Raw genomic sequence first — 25,237 nt, forward strand, 5'->3', positions numbered from 1 at the left:
ACCCAGTGTTGCGGTGTGGCGGTTCGCCGACAAGGACCGAGCCACTGGTACCACTCGTAGTGGTAGTAATGCTTGATGGCAAAGACGTCATCCGACTCGAACCAACGACGAACCGAACTCGCGGCTTTTCTTCGGTCGCGCCGAGCCCAGGTGCACCCTGAACAAGTTGGTCTGAGTTCGGAGGGTCGGCGTCGGCGAGTGCAGGGTCTACGCCGCGAAGAGGTGGCCCATCTGTCTGGTGTGAGCTACAGCTGGTACACGCGGCTGGAGCAAGGGCACGATGTCCGCGCCACTGCCGAAGTGATCGACAGCATCGCGTATGCACTACGCCTCAGTGAGGCCGAACATCGTCATATGCGACGGTTGTCCGGCCTGTCCCTGGGCAATCGCGTCGATGACGGACACGGAGTGGACGAACCGATTCGGAAAATGCTGGAGCAGCTGCTCCCGGCCCCGGCCTATGCGGTGGGGCCCCGATCGGAATACCTTGCATGGAACGATGCGTTGTCGGCGGTGTTCTGCGACATCACCGACCTACCGCCGGACCGAAGGAACGTGTTGTGGGCGACGTTCATGGTTCCCGGCGTACGACGATCACTTGTCGATTGGGACAATCATGCGCGGCTGGTGGTCGGTCAGTTTCGAGCTGAGGCCGCAACGCATCCCGACGATCCGCAATACGCGGCGATGGCCACCGAACTCGAAACTGCGAGTGACGAATTCGGCCGCTGGTGGGCGACGCATGAAGTCGTGTTGTCGGCGACGGGGCAGCAGTCCTTCCGGCATCACGCGGTCGGCTTGCTGTGCACCGATCTCCTTCAGTTCCGACTTGTCGATCGTCCATCGGTGAAGGTCGTCGTGCATCAACCATCGACCGACGAGGACGAACGCAAGCTCGATCAACTGCGCGGATCAGCACGGTGGCGTGCGATGATCGCGCCATAGCCGAGCCATGCCCGGCACCCGCCGGCCCTGCCCCCCGACACCGAGTCAGGCGGCGACCGGTCAACTGCGCGAATACCGGGTCATCCCGCGTTCGCCCACCGAACCACCTCGTCGACGAGCTCTCGCAAGTCCCTGTCCGACGGCGCGGCTCTACCGGGCCGCTGAAACGTGCGCGCCAGGATGGCACCGACAAAAGCCCGAACCAGCCACGTCACATCGCCCTGCCGGATCTGCCCCGCCTTCTGAGCGGACGTGAACGCACTCACGACGGCATCTGACATCGGTTGCAGCACACGACTTTGCAGTCGTTGATACAGCTCCGGGTGTCGTGGCGCATCAGCGGCCACCCGCAACTGGATGTCGAGCGCGCCGGACGCGAGGCCGTCGACGAACCGCGTACCCAATGTCAACAGGTCAGAGCGGAGATCGCCGGACGATTCGAACTCCATGGCCGCGATCTCGCCCAACGAATCCTGCAGCAGCGATTCAGCGGTGGACCATCGCGCGGTGATCGCGTTCCTGGACACACCGGCCCTGGCCGCGACCCGACGGATGCTGAACCCGTCGATACCGGCATCGGCGAGCTCCGCACGAGCGGCCGTCAGAATTCGTGGCCGCAACGACTCGTCCACGGGCCGCCCGCGCGCGGAACTCGGCTGTGTCATGTCCCCAGTCTGTCATTGACACGGAGCCGAGCACCGCCACATACTTTTAAGGACCACACTGGCACCTTAATTGGAAGTGAGCTCATGCCGGATTCGCCCACATGCCCTTACAACCCATTCGACTCCGACGTGCTCGCCGACCCGTTTCCCGCCTATCGCGAGGCACGGGATCGGTGCCCGGTCCCCCGATTCGAGGAGTTCGACCCGCCCTTCTACACAGCACTCCGGTACGACGACGTCGTGTCGATCGTCAGCCGACCGGATGTGTGGACGGCCAGGTACGGCATCTCCCCCAGCTTCCAGCGCGGAGTCGGTTTCAACACCGACGGACCCGAACACCGCAAGTTCCGCAAGGCAGTCGTCGAGAGCATGACGCCACGCAACCTGAAGGCCATCACGCCGGCCGTCAACGACCTCGTCGACGACCTTCTCGATGACATGGCCGCGGTGAGATCCGGCGATTTCCACGACATGTTCGCCTCGCCTCTCCCCATCGCCGTCATCGCCCGGATGATGGGACTCACGGGCGAACTCAGCCGCTTCAAGAAGCTGTCCGATGCCTTGATGGAAGAGGGGATGAACAACGCCGACTCCGACGGGACGGCGTTCCTGCGTGTGCTCGACGAGCTCGACGCCTACTGGAACGAGCAGATGGCACCGCGGCGAGATGCCCTGGCCGGCATCGACGAACCATCCCCGGAACACCTCGGCACGACCGTGCCCGACGACATGATGTCGCGGCTGTTGTTGTTCCGCAACGACGACGGTCAGCCTCTGTCGGAGTTCGAGATCAACAACACGCTGATGAACCTGCTTCTCGCAGGCAACGAGACGACCACATCGCTGTTGACCAACCTTGTCTGGCGCCTCCTGGAGGACCGAACGCGATGGGAGGCGTTGCTCGAGGACCGGTCGCTGCTCACCATCGCCATCGAAGAGAGTCTGCGGCTCGACGCCCCCGTACTCGGAATGTTCCGCACCAGCGTCGAGGAGACGACCGTCGGCGACGTGACCATCCCGCCCAAGACCAAGATCATGGCGGCCTACGGATCCGCCAACCACGACCCCGACCGGTTCGAGGACCCCGACGAGTTCCGGCTCGACCGGACTCGAGGGGAGGTCCTGCGCCACTTGGCATTCGGCAAAGGCACACATGCATGTCCCGGCGCACCGTTGACACGCCTGGAGGCAACCGTCGCCATGGAGAAGCTGCTCGACAGATTCCCCGACCTCCGCCTCGACGGCGAGTCCGAACGCATCACACCCTTCAACTTCTGGGGACGGCGCCGGCTGCCGCTGGCGTGGTGAGGGGACATCGCCGCGAACAGACGTTGACTGGCTCGACAATTAGATAGATAGTTAATCTGTTTGGAGGCTGTGCTCGAGGGCTCGTCTCGCGCCGTCGCAGCAAGAACAACAGGAGTGAACTGGTATGACATCAACAGACTTGACCGGAACGTCGGCGATCGTGACCGGTGGCGCCGGAGGCCTCGGGGAGGCAGTCGTCCGGCGCCTGCACTCAGCCGGTGCGGCGGTCGTCATCGCCGATCTCGCCGACGAGAAGGCCAATGCGCTCGCTGCGGAGCTCGGGGATTCCGTGGTCTACTCGAGGACCGATGTCACCGACTCGGACAGCGTGAACACGACGATCGCCCGCGCTCAGGAGCTCGGCACCCTTCGGTATGCGGTCATCTCCCACGGCGGCTGGGGCGTCGCGGAGAGGGTGGTCAGCCGCAAGGGTGAGCCGGCGAGCCTGGAAGGCTTCACCAAGACGCTGGAGCTCTATCTGACAGGCACTTACAACGTCCTGCGTCTCGTGAGTGCCGCGGTGGCCAAGAACGAGCCCAACGAGGACGGCGAACGTGGCGCGGTGGTCCAGACCGCGTCCATCGCCGGCTACGAAGGGCAGATCGGCCAGAGTGCTTACGCGGCCGCCAAGGCCGGCGTCATCGGCCTCACGCTTGCCGGCGCCCGCGACCTCAGTTCGGTCGGAGTCCGCCTCAACACCATTGCGCCGGGCACCATGCACACCGCGATGATGGAATCCGTCGGCGAAGAGGCACTCGAGAAGTTCTGCTCGAACGTCCCCTTCCCGAAGCGGCTCGGCAAACCCGACGAGTTCGCCGATCTGGCCCTCGTGCTGCTGACCAACGGGTACATCAACGGCGAGGTCGTCCGACTCGACGGCGCGCAGCGGTTCGCACCGCGCTGAGAGGTGCCGAGTGGCCGGCGCCCCGTCGGAGCCGGCCACTCGCCCGCCGAGAATCAGACCGATCCCCGGCCTCGACCCCAAGTCGGATACGTACGACCCGTGCCGACTCCTGCGGACATCACGCCCGCCGCGGTCACCGGGTGATCAGGTCGAGGGCTTCGCCGCGGGAGACCGCACTGGTCTTGAAGATGCCGCGCACCGCCGACGTCGTCGTCGTCGCGCCCGGCTTGCGGATCCCCCGCATCGCCATGCACAGATGCTCCGCCTCGACGACCACGATGACTCCGCGCGGCTCGAGCCTGCGCATCACGGCATCGGCGACCTGGCTGGTCAGTCTCTCCTGCACCTGCGGGCGCTTCGCGTACAGGTCGACGAGCCGGGCCAGCTTCGACAGGCCGGTGACCCGACCCGACGCGCCAGGGATGTAGCCGACGTGGGCGACCCCGTGGAACGACACCAGATGGTGCTCGCAGGTCGAGTACATCGGGATGTCCTTGACCAGCACCATCTCGTCGTGATCCTCGTCGAACGTCGTCGCGAGAACCTCGTCCGGGTCGCTGTACAGACCGGCGAACATCTCCCGATACGCCTTGGCCACCCGCGTCGGGGTCCGGAGGAGACCTTCCCGGTCCGGGTCCTCGCCGACGGCCAGCAGTAATTCCCGCACCGCGGCCTCGGCACGCGCCTGGTCGAACACCGACCGCGGTTCCTCCGGCGCATCACCGCGGCTGTCGCTCATGGTCATCGGGAGTCCTCTCTGGTCGGTTGGTACCTGGCCGGTCGGCTAGTCGTCACCCGTCGACTCCGGTCTGCTCGGCGACGTCTCAGAAGGTGATCTCACGGTAGGGCTCGAACGCCGCCGCGCGCTTCTGCACCAGCGAGTCGACCCCCTCCCGGAAGTCCGGCAGGCCCTTGGCGAGTGTGAGCAGGTACTGCGCACGGATACGCGCCTGCTCCATCGTCGCCTCGGAATCACGCCAGATCTGGGACTTCATCATCGCCATCGAGGTGGGCGAGACCCCTTCGGCGATACCGCGGGCATAGGCCACGGCATCCGCGAGCACCTCGCCCGGTTCGCTGAGTCGTTGCACGACACCGAGTTCGGCGGCCTCCTCGGCGAGGAACACCCTGCCGGAGACGATGAGGTCCATCGCATGGGCGGGACCCACCAGCCGGCTGAGCATCCACGCGGAAGCGTCTTCGGCGGGCAACCCGCGCTTGGAGAACGCGGTCGTGAACTTCGCACCGCGCGAGGCGAAGCGGTAGTCCAGGCACAGTGCCTGGGCGAGTCCGATCCCCGCGCACGATCCGTTGATGGCCCCGATCACCATCTTCGGGATCGACGTCGCATACGTCTGGGGCAACCTGTTGGTCGCGTAGCGCGATCCACCCTTGATGTCGTCGAGCACCTGCGGATCCAGGCCGGGGCAGAATGTCTTGCCCGCCCCGGTGACGACGATGACGCGCACGCGCTCATCGGTCACGGCGCGGGTCAGACCTCCGTAGAACGCGGTCTCCATTCCCAGGGACCACATGTTCCGGCGATCAGGACGATTGAGCGTCAGGACGAGGACACCGTGGTCGTCGACCTCGTAGAGGACTTCGCTGTCGTCAGACATCGGCACGCTCCCAGGACGATGACCCGGCCACCGTGCTCGGTCGTCCCTTGTCGGGCGAGAACTCGGGTGCGCGTTTCTCGATGAACGACGCGACTCCCTCGGCTGCGTCGGGCTGACGTCCGGTGTCCCGGAACAGCTCCCACTCGCGGTGGAATGCGCGTTCGCGATCGGGCTCCTCGAGGAACTCGTAGATCAGCTGCTTGGTCAACGCCACCGCTGCCGGACTCGTGTTCTCCGCGATCTCGTTCGCGATCCCGAGGGCTCGCTCGAGGACCTCGTCACCGGGAACGGCATGCGTGCCCAGGCCGAGCCGCACCGCCTCGTCACCGGTGAACAACCGTCCGGTGAGGAGAAGTTCAGTGGCCGTTGCCAATCCGACGAGCTTCGGCAACAGCCAGAGCGAGTTCTGCTCAGGGATCAGACCGCGGCGGGTGAAGACGAAACCGTACTTGGCCGAGGAGTTCATGATCCGGATGTCCCACTGCAGAGCGAAGGTCAGGCCGAGACCGACCGCCGCCCCGTTCATCGCCGCGATCACCGGTGTACGCATCTTCCACGGCCGCGGACGATCCCGCATCATCACCCGTGCCCGCTGCGTCTGCTCGGCATCGAACGCGAAGTTCGAACCGCCCGGTTCCATGTCCGCCCCGGTCGAGAAGAACCGCCCGCGCCCGGTGACGACGATCGCTCGGACGTCATCGTCTCCGTCGAGCTCGCTCAGACGCTCGTGCAGCTCGACCTGCATGTCGGAGATGAATCCGTTCCCGCGGTCCGGGCGGTCGAGCCACACCACCGCGACGCGGTCGTGGCGTTCGACACTGATCCCGTTCACCGGGGACATCAGGACTCCTGGCGAGGCTTGCCCGAACCATCCGAATTCGGTCGTGCCTCGGCGACGAGCCGCGGGATCACTTCACCCAGCTCGGCCGGGTCCCACTTCGCGAACTTCTCTTCCGACGGGCCCGCGACCCACGTCTCGGCGACGCCGATGCGACCACCCTTGACGTTGAACACACGCCCGGTGATGTGAACCGCTTCCGGCGACGCGAGCCACACCACTGGCGGCGCGATGTTGGCCGGCGACCCGTAGTCGAACCCGGTTTCTTCCTTGATCTTCTCCAGCTGCGCGACATAGGCGTCCAGTCCGGCGGTCATGCCGGTGAGAGCACTGGGTGCGATGGCGTTGACCGTGACGCCGAGCCGAGAGAGTTCGTCGGCGAGGATGACCGTCAGACCGGCGATGGCCGCTTTGGCCGCACCGTAATTGGACTGCCCGACATTGCCGTACAGCCCGGAGGGTGAGGAGGTGTTGATGATGCGAGGATGCGAGACCGGTTCTCCCGCTTTGTCCTTCGCCCGCCAGTAGTTCACCGCGTGGCGGGTCGGACAGAACGTGCCGCGTAGGTGCACGCGGATCACGTCGTCCCACATCGCGACATCCATGTTCACGAACATCTTGTCGCGCAGGATTCCGGCGTTGTTGACGAGCACGTGGAGGTCGCCGAACTCGTCGAGAGCGGTCTGGATGAGTCGCCCGGCACCGTCCCAATCGGAGATGTCATCCTTGTTCGCCACGGCCTGGCCGCCCAGCGCCCGGATCTCGGCGACCGTGTCCTCGGCCGGACCGAGGTCGTTCACGACGACCTTCGCACCTTGGCGGGCGAACTCCAGCGCGTGCTCCCGCCCGATCCCGCCGGCAGCGCCGGTCACGATCACCACGCGGTCGTCATGCAAACCCATCAGCTTCCTCGTCCCTTGTTCGTGAACCACAGATTCCGGCATCGCCGACCTGGTGTCGCCGCGACGGCAGCCGCCAGCGTCTCGATACGACTCAATCAGTTAGTTATTTATACTCTAACCGGAGACGTGCGCCAAGGACGCAGCCGGAAAACGGGCCGAACAGGGACCGGCGTCAGGAGAGGATCTCGACGAGCGTGGTGTCGGAATCGCCGACCATGTACGACTCGACCTTGCGCAGGTGGCGGCGCCAGTGGGCGACCGCACCGTCGACGTCGCCCGCCGTCAGCAGTTTCAGCAATCGCCGGTATGCGCGAAGAGCCAGTTCGTCCGCAGCGCGCTCGTGATCGTCGCCGTGCACCGACATGAACAGGGTGTTGTGCGCATCCATGATGTTCAGGATCATCCCGGCCAGCACCGACAGGGTCTGCGTGCCGGACAGATCCACGATTGCCTGGTGGATGCGGGTGTCGACCTTGGCGAATTGCGGGGCGTCGTCGATGTGCTCGGCCGCCTCGGCGACCAACCCCGACAGCACGTCGAGATCGTCGACGCTCCCGCCCCAGGCACGCAACGCCGCCACCTCGATCTCAGTCCGCGCCTTGTAGACGTCGGCGAGCGGAACTCCCTTGTACTGCAAGAGCAGACCCATGTGCCGAGCCGCCACGGACTCGTTCGGGGCGAGCACGCGGGCACCCCCGTGCGCACCACGGAGCACCACGATGATCGATTCGGACTCCAGGATCCGGAATGCCTCGCGCATCGTCGGACGGGACACTCCGTAGCGCTCCATCAAGGTGGTCTCGCTCGGCAACGGGTCGCCCGCCTTCAGCTCACCGGTGACGATCTGGCGCCGCAACTGCGCGGCCACCAGCTCGCCCGCCTTGGGGACCCTGACAACCGAGTACTCGACACCTCGTGCCACAACCCCTCCGTTCACGCGATATGGCCCAGACACGGGCGAATGCCTCAATATAACAACACGTCGGCCTCAGCTCTCGGCAGCCGCTCAATCGACTCAAGGCTCTGACGCATTGCCATCCGCCGGGCGGAAGCGGAACAACGACATCCTGATGTACAATCAGTTAGCTAATTAACCGCTTTACACCACTCGACAGGGGCCCTCATGCTGACACCGACAGCCGAACGCGAGGAGCTGCGCGCCGTGATGCGACAGCTGTTCGCCACACACTCCTCTGAGTCCCGGGTGCGATCGTTCCTCACCACCGACTCCGGTTACGACACCGCGACGTGGAAGATGCTGGCCGAGCAGGTCGGTGTCCAGTCACTCGCCATTCCCGAAGAGTATGGCGGCGCCGGTTTCGGTTTCGCCGAACTCGCCGTCGTGATCGAGGAGAGCGGCCGCGCCCTGGTCTGTGCACCGCTGCTCTCGACGTGCGTGCTCGCGACCTCGGCGCTGCTCCTCGCCGACGATGACGCTGCCGCGCGTCGACACCTGCCGGGTATCGCCGCGGGCACGACGGTGGCCACCACCGCCCTACCCACGCAGAACGGCCCGGCCGTGGACGAAGCGGTCAGCGTCCGTGCCACGGTGTCCGGCGAGACGACCACTCTGACCGGAACCGCCGAGTTCGTTCTGGACGGTGCCGATGCCGACCTGATCATCGTCCCGGCACACACCGAGCACGGACTGTCGCTGTTCACGGTCTCGGCGACCGACGCCGGCGTCGCCGCGCAACCGCTGCCGACGCTCGACCAGACGAGAAACCTGGCGACCCTGACCTTCGATGCCGCGCCGGCCGAGCCACTCGGCACCCCGGGCAAGGCCGCCGGGTACATCGCGAAGATCACCGATGTCGCGGCTTCCGCGCTGGCCATGGAGCAGGTGGGCGGTGCCGCACAGGTGCTGGAATCCACCGTGGAGTACGCGAAGATCCGCGAGCAGTTCGGACGCCCGATCGGATCGTTCCAGGCGATCAAACACAAGCTCGCCGACATGCTGGTCGAGTTGGAGTCGGCCCGGTCGGCGGCGTACTACGCTGCCGGCGCCGTCGACGCCGACGCAGATGACCTGTCACTGGCGGCGTCGATCGCGAAGGCCTACTGCTCCGAGGCGTTCTATCACATTGCCGCCGAGAGCATTCAGATCCACGGAGGCATCGGCTTCACGTGGGAGCATCCCGCCCACCTGTACTTCAAGCGCGCCCGCGGATCGCAGACCCTTCTGGGCTCGCCCGGCGTCCACCGCGAGCGCGTCGCGGTCCTCGCCGGTCTGTGATCACATGCTCGCACGCGGTGCCCAGGGGCACCGCGTGCGAGCATCCGGTCCGCTACACGTCCGCGGAGCCGCAGCCCCTCAGCTGAGGCGTTCGATGATCATGGCCATGCCCTGACCACCGCCGACACACATGGTCTCCAGACCGAACTGCTTGTCGTGGGTACGCAGCGAGTTGATGAGAGTGGTGGCGATCCTCGCCCCGGTCATCCCGAAGGGGTGACCTGCCGCGATCCCGCCGCCGTTGACGTTGAGCTTGTCCAGCGGGATCCCGAGCTCCTTGTAGGAGGGGATCACCTGCGCCGCGAAGGCCTCGTTGATCTCGACCAGATCGATGTCGTCGATGGACAGTCCGGCATTGGCCAAGGCATCCCTCGACGCGGCGACCGGTCCCAGGCCCATGATCTCCGGCGACAGTCCGGACACACCGGTCGACACGATCCGTGCCAGCGGGGTGAGCCCGAGTTCGGCGGCCTTGCGGTCGGACATGACGACCAGTGCCGCCGCGCCGTCGTTGAGCGGACACGCGTTGCCCGCGGTCACGGTGCCGTCGGGACGGAACACCGGTGCGAGCGAAGCGAGCTTCTCCAGTGTCGTACCCGCGCGTGGGCTCTCGTCCCGGTCCAGGACACCACCATCGGGTAGCGCGACCGGTGTGATCTCCCGCTGCCAGAAGCCTGCCTGTGCCGCCTCCTGGTACAGCTGCTGCGAGCGCAGAGCGAACTCGTCCTGCTCCTGACGCGAGACCCCGTGGATCTGCGCGACGTTCTCGGCCGTCTGGCCCATCGCGATGTAGACGTCGGGGAGCTCGCCCGCGTCACGGGGATCGGTCCACGTCGAGGTCCCGGCTCCGCTCCGTGCTGCCGTCCGTTCCTGCGCGGATCCGAAACGCGGATTCGTCCAGGGGTTCTTCGACCGGTCGCGCGGGTCCGCGTCGGGCGCTACCGGCGGGGTGTCCGCATGCCCGCGTCGGCCGCGACTGATCGCCTCGACGCCGGCCGCGACGAACACCTCACCTTCGCCCGCGCGGATCGCGTGCAGAGCCATCCGGGTCGTCTGCACGCTCGAGGCGCAGTAGCGGGTGACCGTGGTGCCGGGCACGGAATCCCAGCCCAGGAGCACCGATACGACGCGGGCCATGTTGAAGCCCTGCTCGCCACCGGGGGCGCCGCATCCCAGCATCAGGTCACGGATGTCCGCGGGATCGAGTCCGGGCACCTGTTCGACGGCGGCACGGATCGCGTGAACGGCGAGGTCGTCGGGACGGACGTCTTTCAGGGCCCCCTTGTACGCCCTGCCGATGGGCGTACGTGCGGCGGCGACGATGACTGCTTCGGGCATGTTTTCCTCCGGACCCCGGTCTCCGGGACCGGGGCCACTGTTGTCGGGATCTTCAGTGGGGTCGGTCAGTAGCGCATGTGGGTACCGGCGGCGATGTTGATGGTCTCGCCGGTGATGTTCTTGGCGCGGTCCGAGATGAGGAACGCGGCCGCCTCGACGATGTCGTCGACGTGCGACAGCCGCCCGAGTGGCGACTTGGCCCGTTCCGCGTCCTGCATGTCGGAATGGAGAGCATCGGTGAACCGCGTTCCGGTCACCATGCCCATGGACAGGGTGTTGGCACGGATTCCGAAGGGGCCGCCCTCATGAGCGCAGCTCCGCGACAGGACGTTCAGACCGCCCTTGCTGACCGCGTAGGGCGCCTCGATTCCCGCCCCGCCCACGTCCGGGGCGTACGTCGAGATGTTCAGGATCACGCCGGGCACAGATGCATCTCTCATCTGGCACATCGCCTGGCGGGACAACATCCACGGGCCGCTGAGGTTCACGCTGAGGACCCGGTCCCAGGTCTCGGGATCGTAGGTGAAGATCGGCCCGAGCACGTTGACGGCCGCGTTGTTCACCAAGATCGAGATCGGACCGTGCGCGCCGAGAACCGCATCGGTGACCTCGACGATCTGCTCTCGCACACCGACGTCGAGGACGTAGCCGGCCACGTCACCGCCGGTGTCGCGGCGGATCTCCTCGACCGCCTCACCGAGCCGGCGCTCGTGCGAATCGGTCACGATGACCGTGGCACCGTCGGCCGCGAGGCGGGTGGCGATCGCCTTGCCGATCCCCGCGCCCGCTGCACCGGTGACCAGCGCGACTCTGCCGTGAAGTTCCGTCATGAGCATCCTCCGCCGTATCGATGTCCCGTCGATCGCGGGACCGTCATCACTTCGCCCGCTGGGCCGCGGCCGCGATCAGGGCTCGCGACAGGTCGCGGTGTTCGGCCGAGTTCACACTTGCCCGTTCGGCCTGCAGCGCGTCGTCGAGCAACCCGGAGATCGCTCGTGAGACATGAGTGTTCATGAGCCGCTTGGTGTCCTGCAACGCAGTCGGGGCCACCGCCGCCAGTCGCTCGGCCAGCGCCATCACCGTCGGCATCAGCTCCTCGCCCGGGACGACACGGTTGACCAGGCCGAGCTCCACGGCGGTCGCCGCGGGAATCCGGTCACCGGTGAAGACGTACTCCTTGGCACGCATGGCACCCATGATGAGTGGCCACAGCAGCGCGGCCCCGTCCGCGGGCACCAGTCCCACTCCGAGATGAGGGTCGGCGAGGAATGCCCGATCGGATGCGATCGCGATGTCGCAGAGGGACACCAGGCTGGCGCCGAGACCGACCGCCGCGCCGTTGACGGCCGCGATCAGCGGTTGGCGCAGCGCGACCATGCCGAGCACCGTGCGGCGGGCCTCGTCGAAGACCTCGTCCTGGACGGCCTGGTCTTCCTGCGTCTCCACCATTCGCGGGAAATCCCCACCTGCGCTGAACGACCGGCCGGCGCCGGTGAGCACCACCACCCGGCACTCGGCATCGGCGGAGAGCAGCTCCCAGATCTCTGCCAGTTCACGGTGCATGACCGCGTCGGCGGCGTTGTGAGCCTCTGGCCGGTTCATCGTGACAACACGCACCGCACCCACCGATCGCACCTCGAGAGTGGCGAAACGTTCTTGCCAGTCGGTCACCGGTCCTCCTTCTGCCGTGCGCATTTACTAGTTATAGCTTAATTATTACACTTTCAATCGAGCCTGAACAGCAGTCTCGGTACATCCGGGCCCGCGTGCCGGCCACGACGAGCCGGGCATCGGCTCGACAGCTCGCCCCGACGACTCCTCAACGACAATTGGAGACCCCCTTGCCCAACGAACAGTCGATCATCCTCGAACGACGGGACCGCACCCTTCTCATCACCATCAACCGGCCCTCCGCCCGCAACGCCATCGATCGCGAGGTCAGCTATGGCCTCGCCGAAGCGATGGATCAGCTGGACTCCGACCCGTCGCTGTCGATCGCGATCCTGACCGGTGCGGGAGGAAACTTCTGTGCCGGCATGGATCTGAAGGCGTTCGCCCGTGGCGAGGACATCGCGGTCCCGGGACGGGGTCTCGGATTCACCGAACGTCCGCCGGCCAAACCGGTCATCGCCGCGGTGGAGGGTTTCGCGCTCGCGGGAGGCACCGAACTGGCGCTCGCGGCCGATCTCATCGTCGCGTCGAAGGACGCTGCCTTCGGCATCCCGGAAGTGAAGCGTGGCCTCGTCGCCGGGGGCGGAGGTCTCCTCCGCCTGCCCCAACGCATCCCCTACCAGCTGGCCATGGAGCTCGCACTCACCGGCGACAATCTCAGCGCAGCACGTGCAAGCGAACTCGGGCTGGTCAACCGTCTCGCCGAGCCGGGCCGTGCACTCGAGACCGCACTGGAGCTGGCCGCCGCGATCACCAAGAACGGCCCGCTGGCCATCCGGGTCAGCAAGCAGGTCATCACCGAGTCGAGGGATTGGCCGACCTCGAGCGCCTTCGACCGCCAGCGCGACCTGATCGCCCCGGTGTTTGCGTCGAACGACGCGAAAGAAGGGGCGATCGCGTTCGCCGAGAAGCGATCACCGGTGTGGACGGGGCGGTAACACCAGCAACGCACTGTTCACCGCGGTTGGTGTGACGCATCGAACAGACCACACTGCGCCACCGGTTGTCGAGTGTCCGACAGCCGCGTGGCGCAGTGAGGCGACGCTCTCCGAAGTGAATCCGAAGTGAAGCAGAGATTCCACCCCGGGGCCCGGGAGCAGCAGATGTGGTCAGCCCGTGGTCAACAGCTCACTGACTCCCGGGATCAAAGGCTCCGCGACGCCCCAACCGACGTGCCCGTCGTGATTCAACTTCAGCGCGTAATCTTCCACCATGTGCAGCTCACGTGCTGTCTCGTCAGTCAGCTCGATCTTGTCGCCTTCGACCCGCAGGTCACCGAGCCACGCACCCTGCACCCAATCGCCGTATCCGCCGTAGTGACCACCACCGGGTCGCCGGAACCCGATTGAAATCGGTTCCATGGAAACCGCTTTCGTGGTCCCGTCGTCCAGGTGCAGTGTGCTCTTGATGCCCAACAGGCGAAGACCGTCCGACGCGTGGTCCCAGACATGGTCGACGTGAACGATCTTCTGGGGCGCTCGCTGCGTGTGCGGGGCGTGTTGCAGATGACCGAGCGCCGGGCCGAGGCGTTGGCCACTTGGCGTCTGCGCGAACTCGAAGGACGCGCTCCAGTCCTCGAACTGCATGGTGAAGAAGCTCCAGCGATAGGGCATTCCATCCCCGGGCGGTTCCGTCAGGTTCACCGAGCTCTCGCTGCGGCCGTCAGGGTCGGTCCGCTCCGTCGTGTTGGACCGCAGCCCCCACGAACGATCGCGCGAGGCCCACCAGTCGGCGCGGCTCACCTCGATGCGGCGCCCCTCGATTTCGATCCAGCCTTCGAGGGCACCAGTCTGAAAATATCGATTCATCTCGTTGACCGTGCGACCGGCGCGACGTCGGAACATCGGCGGATCTTGTAGGTATATCTCGGTTTCGCCGATGAATCGGACGTCGCAGCTGAAGCCCGATTCGTTTCTGTCTGTCACGATTCGGACGGAGTGCAGTGGCTCAGGGATGCTGTATTCGATCGGCCCCACAGCGTACCGGTCGAGATCCGGCCACAGCCTACGAGAGGCTCGCACGTTGTACTGCACCTCGCCGTCGGCCACGAGCGCAATCGAGCAGTCCATCACATTACGGTTGTGATACTTGCCCAGTCCGAAAAGCAGCTGGTACGCACCCGACTTCTCGAACGCCGAAAACCATACACGCTCGGTCCACTGAGGATCAGAGTTGGCCAGTTGATCCAATGTGGCGGTGGTCTGATGGATGAGAAACTCGTCGTATGGACTCACTGCCATGATGTTGCGACTTCCTGTCGATGTCGAATGAAAGGTGCTTACTGGTTGTACATCGGCTGCAGCACAGCACGATCCGCGAGGCGACTCGCGGTCGACGCCACACTTGCAGAATGCTGGATGGCGGCCTCAGGGGCTCAAGAGTCGCCGTAGCGGCGATCGACGGGAGCTAAACGGCTTGACGAACGAGGCTTTCGAGTGTCCTGTACGTGTCGTTGTTGGTCGCAAAGTTCTCCGGAAAGAAGCTGCTCATGCCCAGCTGGTCGAACGCGCGCTCCGCGAGAACCAGCAGGGTAGCCAGGCGCAGTGTCTGAAAAAGACGGTGGTATTCCAGATTCTGTAGCTCGCGGCCGGTTCGTTGCTCGTAGTAGTCCAGCGTTTCCGCTTCCGACAGGCACCCTGGTAGTCGGGGGAGGCCGAAGGCCGACGCACTGGATTCGTCGGTGATGACGAAATACATCAGATCCATCTCCGGCGTTCCCAGGTACGACATCTCCCAGTCCAGAACCCCCGCGACCGCGTCGGCCACGAACACGAGGTTCCCCAGTTTGACGTCACCCCAGCACAACACGATGTTGTCCTGATCGGGCACAGTTTCTCGCAGCAGGGAGCTCGCTTCGGTCAGCAGTGGAATCGGTTCGGCGCGTCCATGGCGGTGCCACTTGTCGATCTGCTCGAGCTGTTGCTCGACCACGTCGCGTAAGTTGCGCGGCCGACGTTCGAACGGGAGACCAACCGTGTCTATGTCCACCGCATGGATGTCGGCAACGGTATCGAGAGTGTTGTGCCACAGTCGGGTTCGGCGTTCCTCAGAGGCATCGAAGAACAGTCCCGCGCCGTGGATACCGCTCGGGGGACCGTCATCGGGGACGATGCCGTACCCCGGCGCCATGTTGTCCATCAAGTAGAACGGCGTCCCGATGTAGCCGGCATCGGTCTCGAACTCCAGAGCAGTGGGCGCTGGGACCGGTGTTTCGGCAAGAGCCTTGAGCATGTCGTATTGGAAGCGGAGATCGTATTCGGGCATGAATGCTATTTCCGTACGCTCACTGGGCTTTCGCAACACGAGGTGCCGGACGTCGCTCCCGTCGCGAACGCGCAGGAGCCAGGTCTCGTTGGAGAACCCCGACGAGTTCTTGTCACACTCGAGGACCTCGGCCCCTGAACTGTAGTTCGCCTGAAACCAGCGCCTGAGGCCGTCATTGTCGTTGTCCACGCACTACTCCTTTGATGGCCACGGGCGGGTACCCTCAGTGCGCTGTCGCACACCTATCCCGAATTGTGGCGTTTCCCACAATCAGCCTAATAATTCAATGATCTTCGTGTCAAGGAGTGCGGCGAAGATGGCATCTCGAAGTCGCTGCAAGACCGCGTATTCCGTCAGTGGCCGACCCGGGCCGGCAGAGAATCCGCCTGGATCGCAGGCTGAAACTCATGCGGCATGCCCGAGTACTCCGCGGAACATCAGGCCGACGAACCCTCACGGCGACGACCCGCATCCCCGCTCGTTCGGAAGGCAGCGATGGAGCCGGCCCATGAGACGACGAAACCCGATGCCGCCATGGGCATCGGGTTTCGAGTGAGGACAGATGCCGCTATCGCGGCAGACCGAGAATCCTCTCGGCGGCGATGTTGCGCTGGATCTCGGAGGTGCCGCCGTAGATCGTCTCGGCACGCGACAACAGGAACAACTTCTGCACGGCGGTCACCTCGTCGAAGCCGTCGTCGGTGGTGAACAGCGCCTGCGGACCCACGATGTCCATCGCGAGCTCCCCCATCCGCTGGTGACGAGTCGAGGCGAAGAGTTTGGTGGTCATCGACGCCGCCATGGTCGCCGCGCCCGGGTCCGGGCATTCCTCGTCCAGCAGATCGGCGACCACGCGCAGGTTGGTCGCGCGCATCAGCCGGATGTCGATGTAGGCGTCGACAAGCCGGTTTCGGATCGCCGGATCATCGACTGCACCATTGGCTTTCGCCATTCTGATCATGTCGTCGAGTTCCCGCTGCATTCCGAGTTGCATGGGCATCAGCGCGCTTCCGCGTTCGAGACCCAGCGTCGTCATGACCACCTTCCACCCGCCGTCGACCTCGCCGACAACCAGATCGGCCGCGGTGCGGGCGTCACTGAAGAAGCACTCGGAGAACTCGGTGGACCTGGTGATGTTCTCGATCGGGCGGATCTCGACGCCGTCCTGGTCGACCTCGAGCAGGAGGAGCGACAGCCCCCGGTGGCGCAGCGAGGTGTCCGGTTGCGTCCGGCACAGGACGTACAGCCAATCCGCGTGATGCCCGAAGGTGGTCCAGATCTTCTGGCCGTCGACGTGCCAGAGACCATCCTCGCCGAGCACGGCGCGGGTGCGCACGTCCGCGAGGTCGGACCCCGCACCGGGTTCGGAGAAGCCCTGACCCCACATGTCCTCGACGGCGAGGATCCTGGGCAGAAAGCGATCGCACTGCTCCTGGGTGCCGCAGGCGAGCAGGGTCGGCCCGAGGAGTTCGAGTGCCTGGGTGTTCACCCGGGCCGGCGCCGCGGCACGGGCGTATTCGTACTCGAACACGATTTCCTCGGCAAGACCGAGCCCGCGGCCGCCGTAGCGGGTCGGCCAGGTCAGGCCCAGCCAACCCCCTGCCGACAACTCGCGCTCCCACTCGACGCGTACGTCCCAGGCGGTGTCGTCGGTCGGGCTCCCGACCCCCTTGTGCGCGGCGAATTCGCCCACCAGGTGCTCGGCGAGCCATGTTCGCACTTCTTCGCGGAAATCGGCCACTCCGGGAGCGAGATCGAGGTCCATAAGGTGATTCCTTGCGTGAGAACGGGTGTGGATCTGGATCAGTTCGGTGCGCCGAAGACCTTCAGCGCGTTGGCGCCGAGGTAGCCCTCACGGGATGCTCCGGTGAGCGGCAGCGCGCGACCTTCGACGATGGTCCGCTCGATGGGCAGGATGGGATAGTCCGAGGCCCACATGAGCTTGCCGGGATTCCGCTTCTGCGCGAAGTTCAGCACCTCCGCGGGCACGTACTTCGGCGCCCAGCCTGCGGTCATCGCAAAGACGTTGGGGTGCTTGATGAGCATGGCGATCGTCTCACTGATCCAGGGATCGCCGAGGTGACTCATGACGAGCTTGAGTTCGGGAAACGCCAGGGCGACCTCGTCGATCAGGATCGTCCGCTGCAACTTGGCGGGTTTCATCGGACCGGGCACCCCGACGTTGATCGACACGACCGCACCTTCATCGCAGGCCGCGGTGTACGCCGGGTACGCGAGCTTGTCGTCGATCGCGATCCCGGTGAACATCGGGATGATGCGGATGCACTTGATGCCGTACTCGCGGACCGCGATCCGGACGTGCTTGGCGGCTTCGTACCCGAGACGCGGATCGATGCCCACGGACGTGACGAACCGTCCGGGATGGTCTCGCTGGATCCCGGCCAGTCGCTCGCAGGTCTCGCGCAGCACCTGTTCACCCGACTTGGTGCCGTGGACGAACGCCGGCGTGATGTCGCGCGGCACCTTCGTCAGCACGCCGGCCGCGATACCGAACTTGTCCATCTCGGCAACGACGTCCTCGATCGTCTCCCCGCCCTCGTAGGCGCTGTTGCCTCGCTTGAACCGCGCGACCACGGACGGGTCCGGGGTCACTTCACCCGGCAGGTACGGCAGGTTGATCCACGCGTCGAACACATCGGGCTCGTGTGCGGGGGTGTCTTCGGTCATCTTCACTCCTTGGATGGTCCGTCATCGGCCGCGGTAGGACGGCGTCCGTTTCTGTTTCATGGCTTCCAGCGCTTCCGCCGAGTCCTCGGTTGCCGCGACGACCGCGAAGTGCGACGACGCCAGGTCAAGAGCGGTGCGCAGATCGGCATCGGCGGATTGGTAGGTGACCCGCTTGACCATCCGCACCGTCACCGGCGCATGCTGGGCGATGGACTGCGCGAAGCGGTCCACCTCCTCGGCGAATCGATCAGCCGGCGCCACCCGGTTGGCCAGCCCGATCCGCAGCGCCTCGTCGGCGTCGACGGCGTCGCCGGTGAGCAGCATTTCCAGGGCCTTGGAGGTCCCCACGATGCGCGGCAGGTAGTAGGCGCCTCCGTCGCCGGGCGTCAGGCCGACCTTGATGTAGCCCTCGGAGACCTTCGCGGTGGAGGACATGATCCGCATGTCGCACATGAGCGCCATGTCCAGACCGGCTCCGACCGCGACCCCGTTGATGGCGGCTATCACCGGCTTGTCCAACGCGTCCATCGCACGGGCCACGCGGTGGATCTCCACGTGCAGCTGCTGCTTGCGTTCCAACGGCGTCAGGTCTCGGTTCGCGTTCGAGATCGACCCCAGGTCGACCCCCGAGCAGAAGGCCTTGTCCCCGGCGCCGGTCAAGACCACGACCTTCACCTCGTCGTCCCGGGCCGCGTCGAGAAGCATGCGCTCCCACTCCCGGATCATCGGGAAGGTGAACGCGTTTCGTGCCGCGGGGCGATTCAGCGTGATCGTGCCCACGCCCCGGTCGACCGACCATTGGATCTCGTCCATGAGCCACTCCTCACATCTTGCGGGCATTCCGAGAAGCAGCGAACTCTCGAACATGATGGTCTAATTCGATAACTGATTGTACTATAACGAGCATGGCTACATCAGAGGACGGTTTTGCCGGTCTACCTCTCTCCGCCGCCGACGTGGAGTTCCGGGACGAGGTTCGCACGTGGCTCGACGAGCACCTGACCGGCGAATTCGCCGGCCAGGCCGACCGCGGCGGTCCGGACGACGACGACAACTGGGAGCTCCGGCGAGCATGGGAGAAGGAGCTCGGCGCCGGTAACTGGCTGGGGATGTCGTGGCCGGTCGAGTACGGCGGGCGCGGCGCATCGATGACCCAGGAGATCGTCTTCGCGATGGAGTACGCGCGCGCCGGGGCGCCGCCGCGTGCCGCCTTCCACGGCGAGACCCTCATGGCGCCGACCGCACTCGCGTACGGAACCGAGGAGCAGAAACAGCGACTGCTGCCGCCGATGTCCCGGGCAGAGGTCGTCTGGTGCCAGGGCTACTCCGAACCCGGCGCGGGTTCCGACCTGGCCAACGTCTCGACGCGTGCGCGGCTCGACGACGGTGAGTGGGTGATCAACGGACAGAAGATCTGGACCACCTTCGCCCACCACGCGGACTGGATCTTCGCCATCGTCCGCACCGATCCGGAGTCCCGCAAGCACGCGGGTCTGTCCTACATGCTGATCCCGCTCGATCAACCCGGGGTCACGGTCCGACCGATCCGGACGATGCTCGGCGACAGCGGCTTCAACGAGGTCTTCTTCGACAACGCACGCACCTCGGTGGACAACGTCCTCGGACCGACCGGCGCCGGCTGGACCGCCGCGATGACCACACTCGGTCACGAGCGGGCGACATCGGTTCTCAATTACCAGTTCTCGTTCGTCCGCGAGATGGAACACCTCAAGACCCTCGCGCGGCGTCGGGCGCCGTTGGACGATCCGAGCCTGAAACACCGCCTGGTGAATTCCTACATCGGATTGCAGATCATGGCGTACAACAACCTGCGCACACTCTCGACCGCACTGCGTGACGGCGAGTTCGGTCCGGAGGCTTCCATCGGCAAGTACTACTGGTCGCGCTGGCACCAGCAGTTCACCGAGATCGCGATGGACGTCATGGGCGACGACGCTCTCCTGGGAACGGACTGGTCCACCGGCCTCTCCGAGGATGGTGCACCCGCGATCGACGCCGAGACCGCGTTGCGGCGGGCGTTCATCCGCGGACGCGCCGAGACCATCTACGCCGGAGCCAGCGAGATCCAGAAGAACATCATCAGCGAACGAGTTCTGAAGCTGCCGAAGGAGCCCCGCCGGTGACGCACGACGAATCCACCGAACAGCACGCGACTCGCGCGCTGGAGGGTGTGCGGATCCTGGACCTGAGCCGCATCCTGGCCGCACCGTTCGCGACCCAGCTGCTGGGCGACCTCGGCGCGGAGGTCATCAAGGTCGAGCGGCCGGGCGTCGGGGACGACGCCCGACAGTACGGCCCGCCGTTCCACGGCGATCCCGCAGACCAGAACTCCGGCTTCTACCTGAGTGCGAACCGCAACAAGCGCTCCATCACGGTCGATCATTCGCGGCCGGAGGGCGCGGAGATCATCCGGCAACTCGCACGCGAATCCGACGTCCTCGTCGAGAACTTCCGCACGGGGGTCCTCGCCAGGTACGGCCTCGACTACGACAGCCTCCGGGCGATCAACCCACGCCTCGTCTACTGCTCGGTGACCGGTTTCGGGCAAGACGGCCCCTACGCGAACCGAGCCGGATACGACGGCGTGTTCCAGGCGATGAGCGGCATGATGAGTGTCTCGGGCATTCCCGACGGCGAACCCGGGGCCGGACCGATGAAGGTCGGCGTGTCCATGGTCGACATCCTCACCGGTCTGTACACCTCGACCGCGATCCTCGCCGCGCTCCACCACCGGGACAGTCACGACGGGCTGGGGCAGTTCATCGACATCTCGCTGCTCGACTGCGGGGTCGCGTCCCTGTCCCACTTCGTCCAGAACTACCTCGTCTCCGGGGTGCCCGCTCCCCGCCGGGGCAACGGCGGGTTCGGAGGCATCCCGTCACAGGCGTTTCGCTGCTCGGACGGCGAGGACATCTTCGTGGTGGCGAGCACCCCGAAGCAATTCGCCGCACTCGCCGATGCGCTGGGGCGGCCCGAACTCGAGTCCGATCCGCGTTTCGCCACCGTGTCGTCGCGAATCGCCAACCGAGACCACGTTCTGGAAGTACTGTCGGGAATCTTCCTCACCCAGCCGGCCGAGTACTGGGTCAAGCAGCTCGAATCCGCGGACGTACCGTGTAGTCCGGTGAACTCACTCCCCGCCGTCTTCGAGAATCCGCAGGTGGTCCATCGCGGTCTCGAGTTGCGCACCGACGTCGAGGGACTGTCACTCCTGCGCAACCCGATTCGGTTGTCCGATACGCCGGTCAGCGAGTACCGCACCCCGCCCGGGCTGGGCGCGGACACCGCCGACGTCCTGCGCGACGTCCTGGGCAAGGACCCCGACGAGATCGCGGAATTGGTTCGTAGCAAGGCGATCTGACCATGCACCCTCAAGTTCGGCTTCGATAATCGAAAGGCACCAGATGACAACAGCGACCACCAACCTCTCTCCGACCGGATCGTTCAACCACGCGGCCCTGGCCAGTGGGCGGCGATTCGAGCCCGCCGCGGTTCTCGACGAAGAGGCCCGCATCCATGGACTCAAGGCCGAGGCCGGTTACATCTGGGGCACCCTGCGCGACGACGAGGGCGGTCTGTACTCGATCATGCGTCGTATCCCGGCCGTCCGCGACACTCAGCAGGCCACGGGCGACATCCGTTCCCTGGGCGGCAAATTGATCCTGGTGTCCAGCCACGGCGAGGGCACCCAGCTGCAGTTGCGCCGGGAACCGCGCTTCGCACCGGAGAGCAACGACATCGTCAGGCGTGTCAGTGGCACCGACTCGGTCGAACTGAGCACCGAGACGAACGAACACGGTCGTGCCATGTCCCTGACGCTCACCCGGGACACCATGAGCTACACCGAGTCCGAGGTCATCGACGTGACCGGGACAATCGTCACACCGCCTCTGCAATGGTTCCTGCCCGGACCCGAGTCCTCGTTGCTGTACCTCACCCAGACCTGGCTCGTGGAAGGTGAGATCACGGGCAAACGGGTGCGCGGCTTCTTGTTCTGGGAAGAAGCGTGGATGCCCGAGGGCGCCCGGCTCTACATCGAGAAGGACCCGCTCCACGATGCGGCGTACACGACCTGGTACTCGTGGGCCAACCACTTCGAGGACGGCACCTGCGAGGTCGGCCACTTCCTGTACGGCAACGGCGACTTCCACGTCGGCGTCGTCGCCCACAGCGACGGCACGGTGACCAGCGCGACGACCATGGACGCGGTGATCCAGCGAAACCCGGACGGCTACTGGCACGATCGCATCGACTATGTGATCGACGGCGAGGAGTGGGTGTGCGAGGCGGACCCGCGCGGCCGCATGGAGGGCCTGGGCAAGGTGCCGAATCCTCAGCAGGAGGGGTTCATCCACCGTGTGTCCGACACGCGCAAGCCCGATGTCTGGATGGCCTGGGGCGAGACCGTTCCCGGAAACGGTGAGCGTCGCACATGGTGACCCTGCGCAACGCCGAGAGGGCACGCGGTGAGTGACTTCGTCACCTACGAGAAGGTTGGCCGCGGTGACATCGCCCGCATCAGTCTGAACCGGCCAGAGGCCAGGAACGCGCAGAACCGCGGCATGCTCGTCGAACTCGATGCCGCATTCCGCGAGGCCGAGGCCGATGATTCGGTCAGTGTGATCATCCTCGCCGGCAACGGACCGAGCTTCTCCGCCGGCCACGACATGGGCTCGGAAGTGGCGGCGCGCGAGGAACTGCCGGGGCCCGATCAGCATCCGACCTTCCGGATCAACGGTGGAACCGCGAGTTCACATGTCGAACGCCGGATGTTGCAGGAGTGGCACTACTACTACGACTGCACACGCCGGTGGCGCGAACTGCGGAAGATCACCATCGCGCAGGTCCACGGGAAGGTCATCTCGGCAGGCCTGATGCTCATGTGGTCGTGCGATCTGATCGTCGCTGCCGAGGACACCCTGTTCGCCGATGTGGTGGCGACGCGCCTGGGCATGCCGGGTGTCGAGTACTTCGCGCATCCCTTCGAATTCGGTCCGCGCAAGGCGAAAGAACTACTTCTCACCGGCGATGCGATCGATGCCGAGGAAGGCGTTCGGCTGGGCATGGTGTCCAAGATCTTCTCCGGCGATGAGCTCGCCGAGAAGACCGTGGAGTTCGCCGCACGGATCGCCGACCGTCCGGCGATGGCCCGGTTGCTGATCAAGGACTCGGTCAACGGGGCAGTGGATGCGATGGGATTCACCGAGTCACTCCAGAAGAGCTTTGCGCTGCACCAGTTGGGACACGCGCACTGGACGGCGCTGCACGACGACAAGTTCCCCGCGGCCAAACCCGGGCCGGACATCGAGGACTGGCGAAACGCAGGTCCACTGCGTACCGCCAACCCACACCGACCGTGAGGGTCCTTCCGTACGCCTTGCTTCCCGCTCGTGCCGCCGCGTTGTGGCCCGAGCGGGTGGCGCTGCGCTTCGCCGACCGGGTGTGGACGTATCGCGAGCTCGATGCGGCGGTGCAGAGTGCGGCGGACCACCTACGGGCGGCGGGCGTCACCCCGGGCACGCGTACCGCTCTCCTCGGTGAGAACAGTCCGGAGTACGTCGTCGCCCAGTTCGCACTGGCACGGGTCGGCGCGGTGTTCGCCACGCCGAACCCGTACTGGACCGCGCCCGAACTGGATGCCGCCTTCGACGCGGTCCAGGCGACAGCCGCCATCCGTAGTGACCGTCATGGGACATCCGCGCGAATGCTGCCGACCGAACTGACCTTCGACGAGATCGGCCGGGGCACAGGGACACTGGAGCACCGATCACAGATCGCCGGCGACACAGGCCCCTTCCCGTCAGACGCCGAGGCCTTCATACCCTTCTCGTCGGGGACGACCGGCCGGCCCAAAGGCGTCGTCCACACACGCGGCAGCCTCTCCGGCGGGGTGGCGCAGATGGTCACCCACCTGGGCGTGACCGCCGAGGACCGGTTGCAACTCAGCCTCCCGCTCTGTCACATCTTCGGTACCACGATGATGGGTGCGGCGGTGGCCGCCGGTGCCGAGGTGACCCTGTTCGAACGCTTCGACCTCGCCACGTGCCTGGATCACGTCCGCTCCGACGGCGTCACGATCTGGCCGCTTGCCGGCGCGGTGGCGCATCATCTCGCCGCGTTGCCGGACATCGGGGCCGCCGACTTCCCCGCACTGCGGTACTTCATCTGGGGCGGCAGCGCACTGCCGGCCGACCTCGCATCCACCATCACCGCGAAGACCGGGAAACGCTTCCTGTGCTCGTACGGCATGACCGAGGCGATGGGCGTCGCCTTCAATCCTGTTGACCAGCCGCAGGACTGGCGGACCGATTCGCCGGGGTTCCCCGCCGCGGGCACCGAGGTACGCCTCGGCACCGACGACGAGATCGAGGTCCGCGGTGTGAGCGTCGCACGCGGATACGCCGGCGCGGACCCGGCTGCACACGACGAGTCCTTCACCGCCGACGGCTGGTTCCGTACCGGCGACGCGGGCCGAATCGACGCGCGCGGACGCCTCTGGATCACCGACCGGTTGAAAGACATGATCAAGGTCTCCGGGTTCCAGGTCGCACCCACCGAGGTCGAGGAGGAACTCCTTCGCCTTCCCGGCATCGTGGACGTTGCGGTCATCGGCAGGCGCGACGACCGATACGGTGAGATCCCGGTTGCCTTCGTGGTCGCGGCGTCACCCGACGCCGCGCGGCAGACGGTCACCCTCGACCTCGTTCGGCGCGAATTGGCCGGGCGCCTCGCAACATACAAGCTGCCACGAGAGCTCGTCGTGGTGGACGCCATCCCGCGAACCACCGGCGGAAAGGTCCGCAGATCCGCCCTGCGTCCCACGCGGTGACGCCGCCGG

Annotated in this window: 24 protein-coding genes; 10 read left to right on the forward strand and 14 right to left on the reverse strand. The window is 65.7% G+C overall.

The genetic code is table 11. The features are described from left to right. The first annotated feature begins 75 nt into the window (after nucleotides 1-75). On the forward strand, nucleotides 76-945 hold the full coding sequence (locus tag AC3B6C_RS03395) for a helix-turn-helix transcriptional regulator (RefSeq protein WP_488374927.1): 870 nt from the start codon (nucleotides 76-78) through the stop codon (nucleotides 943-945). Between the two features lie 80 nt (nucleotides 946-1,025). On the opposite strand, the gene AC3B6C_RS03400 is transcribed toward AC3B6C_RS03395, so the two are convergent. Then, on the reverse strand, nucleotides 1,026-1,610 hold the full coding sequence (locus AC3B6C_RS03400; protein WP_488374928.1) for a TetR/AcrR family transcriptional regulator: 585 nt from the start codon (nucleotides 1,608-1,610) through the stop codon (nucleotides 1,026-1,028). A gap of 84 nt (nucleotides 1,611-1,694) precedes the next feature. Here AC3B6C_RS03400 and AC3B6C_RS03405 point away from each other — a divergent pair, with 84 nt between their 5' ends. After that, nucleotides 1,695-2,918 (forward strand): cytochrome P450, encoded by a 1,224-nt coding sequence (locus tag AC3B6C_RS03405; protein ID WP_488374929.1) that lies wholly within the window; start codon nucleotides 1,695-1,697, stop codon nucleotides 2,916-2,918. Nucleotides 2,919-3,042: 124 nt separating this feature from the next. After that, nucleotides 3,043-3,822, forward strand: a complete 780-nt coding sequence (locus tag AC3B6C_RS03410; protein WP_488374930.1) for an SDR family oxidoreductase — start codon at nucleotides 3,043-3,045, stop codon at nucleotides 3,820-3,822. Nucleotides 3,823-3,955: 133 nt separating this feature from the next. On the opposite strand, the gene folE is transcribed toward AC3B6C_RS03410, so the two are convergent. The 5 genes from folE to AC3B6C_RS03435 all read right to left on the reverse strand — a co-directional run bounded on the left by folE (nucleotide 3,956) and on the right by AC3B6C_RS03435 (nucleotide 8,103). Next, on the reverse strand, nucleotides 3,956-4,567 hold the full coding sequence (folE, locus tag AC3B6C_RS03415; protein ID WP_488374931.1) for a GTP cyclohydrolase I FolE: 612 nt from the start codon (nucleotides 4,565-4,567) through the stop codon (nucleotides 3,956-3,958). A 79-nt stretch (nucleotides 4,568-4,646) separates the two neighbouring features. Continuing rightward, complete coding sequence (locus AC3B6C_RS03420; RefSeq protein ID WP_488374932.1) at nucleotides 4,647-5,441, reverse strand: enoyl-CoA hydratase-related protein; 795 nt, start codon at nucleotides 5,439-5,441, stop codon at nucleotides 4,647-4,649. Then, nucleotides 5,434-6,282, reverse strand: coding sequence for an enoyl-CoA hydratase-related protein (locus AC3B6C_RS03425; RefSeq protein ID WP_488374933.1), 849 nt, complete (start codon nucleotides 6,280-6,282; stop codon nucleotides 5,434-5,436). The genes AC3B6C_RS03420 and AC3B6C_RS03425 overlap by 8 nt, the downstream gene beginning before the upstream one ends. Further along, a complete protein-coding gene (locus tag AC3B6C_RS03430) occupies nucleotides 6,282-7,181 on the reverse strand; it encodes an SDR family oxidoreductase (RefSeq protein ID WP_488374934.1) in 900 nt (299 codons plus the stop codon). The genes AC3B6C_RS03425 and AC3B6C_RS03430 overlap by 1 nt, the downstream gene beginning before the upstream one ends. Nucleotides 7,182-7,353: 172 nt before the next feature. Continuing rightward, entirely contained in the window at nucleotides 7,354-8,103 is a 750-nt protein-coding gene (locus tag AC3B6C_RS03435; protein ID WP_488374935.1) for a FadR/GntR family transcriptional regulator, read from the reverse strand. Nucleotides 8,104-8,304: 201 nt separating this feature from the next. On the opposite strand from AC3B6C_RS03435, the gene AC3B6C_RS03440 reads away from it, so the two are divergent. Beyond that, nucleotides 8,305-9,417 (forward strand): acyl-CoA dehydrogenase family protein, encoded by a 1,113-nt coding sequence (locus tag AC3B6C_RS03440; protein ID WP_488374936.1) that lies wholly within the window; start codon nucleotides 8,305-8,307, stop codon nucleotides 9,415-9,417. Nucleotides 9,418-9,495: 78 nt separating this feature from the next. Here AC3B6C_RS03440 and AC3B6C_RS03445 read toward each other — a convergent pair whose 3' ends face one another. The 3 genes from AC3B6C_RS03445 to AC3B6C_RS03455 all read right to left on the reverse strand — a co-directional run bounded on the left by AC3B6C_RS03445 (nucleotide 9,496) and on the right by AC3B6C_RS03455 (nucleotide 12,426). Further along, the gene (locus AC3B6C_RS03445) at nucleotides 9,496-10,755 is read right to left on the reverse strand and encodes an acetyl-CoA C-acetyltransferase (RefSeq protein ID WP_488374938.1); all 1,260 of its coding nucleotides are present in this window, start codon (nucleotides 10,753-10,755) and stop codon (nucleotides 9,496-9,498) included. A 65-nt stretch (nucleotides 10,756-10,820) separates the two neighbouring features. Next, nucleotides 10,821-11,585 carry an SDR family NAD(P)-dependent oxidoreductase gene (locus AC3B6C_RS03450; protein ID WP_488374939.1) on the reverse strand — a complete coding sequence of 255 codons (765 nt, stop codon included), beginning with the start codon at nucleotides 11,583-11,585 and terminating at the stop codon, nucleotides 10,821-10,823. Nucleotides 11,586-11,631: 46 nt separating this feature from the next. Further along, nucleotides 11,632-12,426, reverse strand: a complete 795-nt coding sequence (locus AC3B6C_RS03455) for an enoyl-CoA hydratase/isomerase family protein (RefSeq protein ID WP_488374940.1) — start codon at nucleotides 12,424-12,426, stop codon at nucleotides 11,632-11,634. 170 nt (nucleotides 12,427-12,596) lie between these two features. Between AC3B6C_RS03455 and AC3B6C_RS03460 the strand changes: the two genes are divergently transcribed. Continuing rightward, on the forward strand, nucleotides 12,597-13,364 hold the full coding sequence (locus AC3B6C_RS03460) for a crotonase/enoyl-CoA hydratase family protein (protein ID WP_488374941.1): 768 nt from the start codon (nucleotides 12,597-12,599) through the stop codon (nucleotides 13,362-13,364). Nucleotides 13,365-13,535: 171 nt separating this feature from the next. On the opposite strand, the gene AC3B6C_RS03465 is transcribed toward AC3B6C_RS03460, so the two are convergent. From AC3B6C_RS03465 to AC3B6C_RS03485, 5 genes are all read right to left on the reverse strand, one after another. Next, on the reverse strand, nucleotides 13,536-14,666 hold the full coding sequence (locus AC3B6C_RS03465) for an Rv3169 family protein (protein ID WP_488374942.1): 1,131 nt from the start codon (nucleotides 14,664-14,666) through the stop codon (nucleotides 13,536-13,538). A gap of 166 nt (nucleotides 14,667-14,832) precedes the next feature. Further along, nucleotides 14,833-15,879 (reverse strand): phosphotransferase family protein, encoded by a 1,047-nt coding sequence (locus tag AC3B6C_RS03470; RefSeq protein WP_488374943.1) that lies wholly within the window; start codon nucleotides 15,877-15,879, stop codon nucleotides 14,833-14,835. 379 nt (nucleotides 15,880-16,258) lie between these two features. Further along, a complete protein-coding gene (locus tag AC3B6C_RS03475; RefSeq protein ID WP_488374944.1) occupies nucleotides 16,259-17,455 on the reverse strand; it encodes an acyl-CoA dehydrogenase family protein in 1,197 nt (398 codons plus the stop codon). Nucleotides 17,456-17,493: 38 nt separating this feature from the next. Then, entirely contained in the window at nucleotides 17,494-18,378 is an 885-nt protein-coding gene (locus AC3B6C_RS03480; protein ID WP_488374946.1) for an amidohydrolase family protein, read from the reverse strand. 21 nt (nucleotides 18,379-18,399) lie between these two features. Further along, nucleotides 18,400-19,191, reverse strand: a complete 792-nt coding sequence (locus tag AC3B6C_RS03485; RefSeq protein WP_488374947.1) for an enoyl-CoA hydratase/isomerase family protein — start codon at nucleotides 19,189-19,191, stop codon at nucleotides 18,400-18,402. 92 nt (nucleotides 19,192-19,283) lie between these two features. Between AC3B6C_RS03485 and AC3B6C_RS03490 the strand changes: the two genes are divergently transcribed. Genes AC3B6C_RS03490 through AC3B6C_RS03510 form a run of 5 tightly spaced genes read left to right on the forward strand, consistent with a single transcriptional unit; the run spans nucleotide 19,284 to nucleotide 25,228 of the window. Further along, nucleotides 19,284-20,522: an acyl-CoA dehydrogenase family protein gene (locus tag AC3B6C_RS03490; protein WP_488374948.1), complete on the forward strand. Its 1,239-nt coding sequence runs from the start codon at nucleotides 19,284-19,286 to the stop codon at nucleotides 20,520-20,522. Continuing rightward, nucleotides 20,519-21,760, forward strand: coding sequence for a CaiB/BaiF CoA transferase family protein (locus tag AC3B6C_RS03495; RefSeq protein WP_488374949.1), 1,242 nt, complete (start codon nucleotides 20,519-20,521; stop codon nucleotides 21,758-21,760). The genes AC3B6C_RS03490 and AC3B6C_RS03495 overlap by 4 nt, the downstream gene beginning before the upstream one ends. Before the next feature lie 43 nt (nucleotides 21,761-21,803). Further along, nucleotides 21,804-22,838: a hypothetical protein gene (locus AC3B6C_RS03500; protein WP_488374950.1), complete on the forward strand. Its 1,035-nt coding sequence runs from the start codon at nucleotides 21,804-21,806 to the stop codon at nucleotides 22,836-22,838. Nucleotides 22,839-22,865: 27 nt separating this feature from the next. Further along, nucleotides 22,866-23,759: an enoyl-CoA hydratase gene (locus AC3B6C_RS03505; protein WP_488374951.1), complete on the forward strand. Its 894-nt coding sequence runs from the start codon at nucleotides 22,866-22,868 to the stop codon at nucleotides 23,757-23,759. Then, nucleotides 23,756-25,228: a class I adenylate-forming enzyme family protein gene (locus tag AC3B6C_RS03510; RefSeq protein WP_488374952.1), complete on the forward strand. Its 1,473-nt coding sequence runs from the start codon at nucleotides 23,756-23,758 to the stop codon at nucleotides 25,226-25,228. The genes AC3B6C_RS03505 and AC3B6C_RS03510 overlap by 4 nt, the downstream gene beginning before the upstream one ends. Nucleotides 25,229-25,237 lie beyond the last annotated feature (9 nt).

Source organism: Gordonia sp. 11cp (assembly GCF_057767225.1).

Bases quoted from the DNA above. Each gene is read 5' to 3' on its own strand.
- AC3B6C_RS03430 (WP_488374934.1), bottom strand. From the start codon at position 7,181: ATGGGTTTGCATGACGACCGCGTGGTGATCGTGACCGGCGCTGCCGGC.
- AC3B6C_RS03420 (WP_488374932.1), bottom strand. From the start codon at position 5,441: ATGTCTGACGACAGCGAAGTCCTCTACGAGGTCGACGACCACGGTGTC.
- folE (WP_488374931.1), bottom strand. From the start codon at position 4,567: ATGACCATGAGCGACAGCCGCGGTGATGCGCCGGAGGAACCGCGGTCG.
- AC3B6C_RS03395 (WP_488374927.1), top strand. From the start codon at position 76: ATGGCAAAGACGTCATCCGACTCGAACCAACGACGAACCGAACTCGCG.
- AC3B6C_RS03425 (WP_488374933.1), bottom strand. From the start codon at position 6,282: ATGTCCCCGGTGAACGGGATCAGTGTCGAACGCCACGACCGCGTCGCG.
- AC3B6C_RS03405 (WP_488374929.1), top strand. From the start codon at position 1,695: ATGCCGGATTCGCCCACATGCCCTTACAACCCATTCGACTCCGACGTG.
- AC3B6C_RS03400 (WP_488374928.1), bottom strand. From the start codon at position 1,610: ATGACACAGCCGAGTTCCGCGCGCGGGCGGCCCGTGGACGAGTCGTTG.
- AC3B6C_RS03450 (WP_488374939.1), bottom strand. From the start codon at position 11,585: ATGACGGAACTTCACGGCAGAGTCGCGCTGGTCACCGGTGCAGCGGGC.
- AC3B6C_RS03465 (WP_488374942.1), bottom strand. From the start codon at position 14,666: ATGGCAGTGAGTCCATACGACGAGTTTCTCATCCATCAGACCACCGCC.
- AC3B6C_RS03485 (WP_488374947.1), bottom strand. From the start codon at position 19,191: ATGGACGAGATCCAATGGTCGGTCGACCGGGGCGTGGGCACGATCACG.
- AC3B6C_RS03440 (WP_488374936.1), top strand. From the start codon at position 8,305: ATGCTGACACCGACAGCCGAACGCGAGGAGCTGCGCGCCGTGATGCGA.
- AC3B6C_RS03475 (WP_488374944.1), bottom strand. From the start codon at position 17,455: ATGGACCTCGATCTCGCTCCCGGAGTGGCCGATTTCCGCGAAGAAGTG.
- AC3B6C_RS03410 (WP_488374930.1), top strand. From the start codon at position 3,043: ATGACATCAACAGACTTGACCGGAACGTCGGCGATCGTGACCGGTGGC.
- AC3B6C_RS03445 (WP_488374938.1), bottom strand. From the start codon at position 10,755: ATGCCCGAAGCAGTCATCGTCGCCGCCGCACGTACGCCCATCGGCAGG.
- AC3B6C_RS03490 (WP_488374948.1), top strand. From the start codon at position 19,284: ATGGCTACATCAGAGGACGGTTTTGCCGGTCTACCTCTCTCCGCCGCC.
- AC3B6C_RS03480 (WP_488374946.1), bottom strand. From the start codon at position 18,378: ATGACCGAAGACACCCCCGCACACGAGCCCGATGTGTTCGACGCGTGG.
- AC3B6C_RS03500 (WP_488374950.1), top strand. From the start codon at position 21,804: ATGACAACAGCGACCACCAACCTCTCTCCGACCGGATCGTTCAACCAC.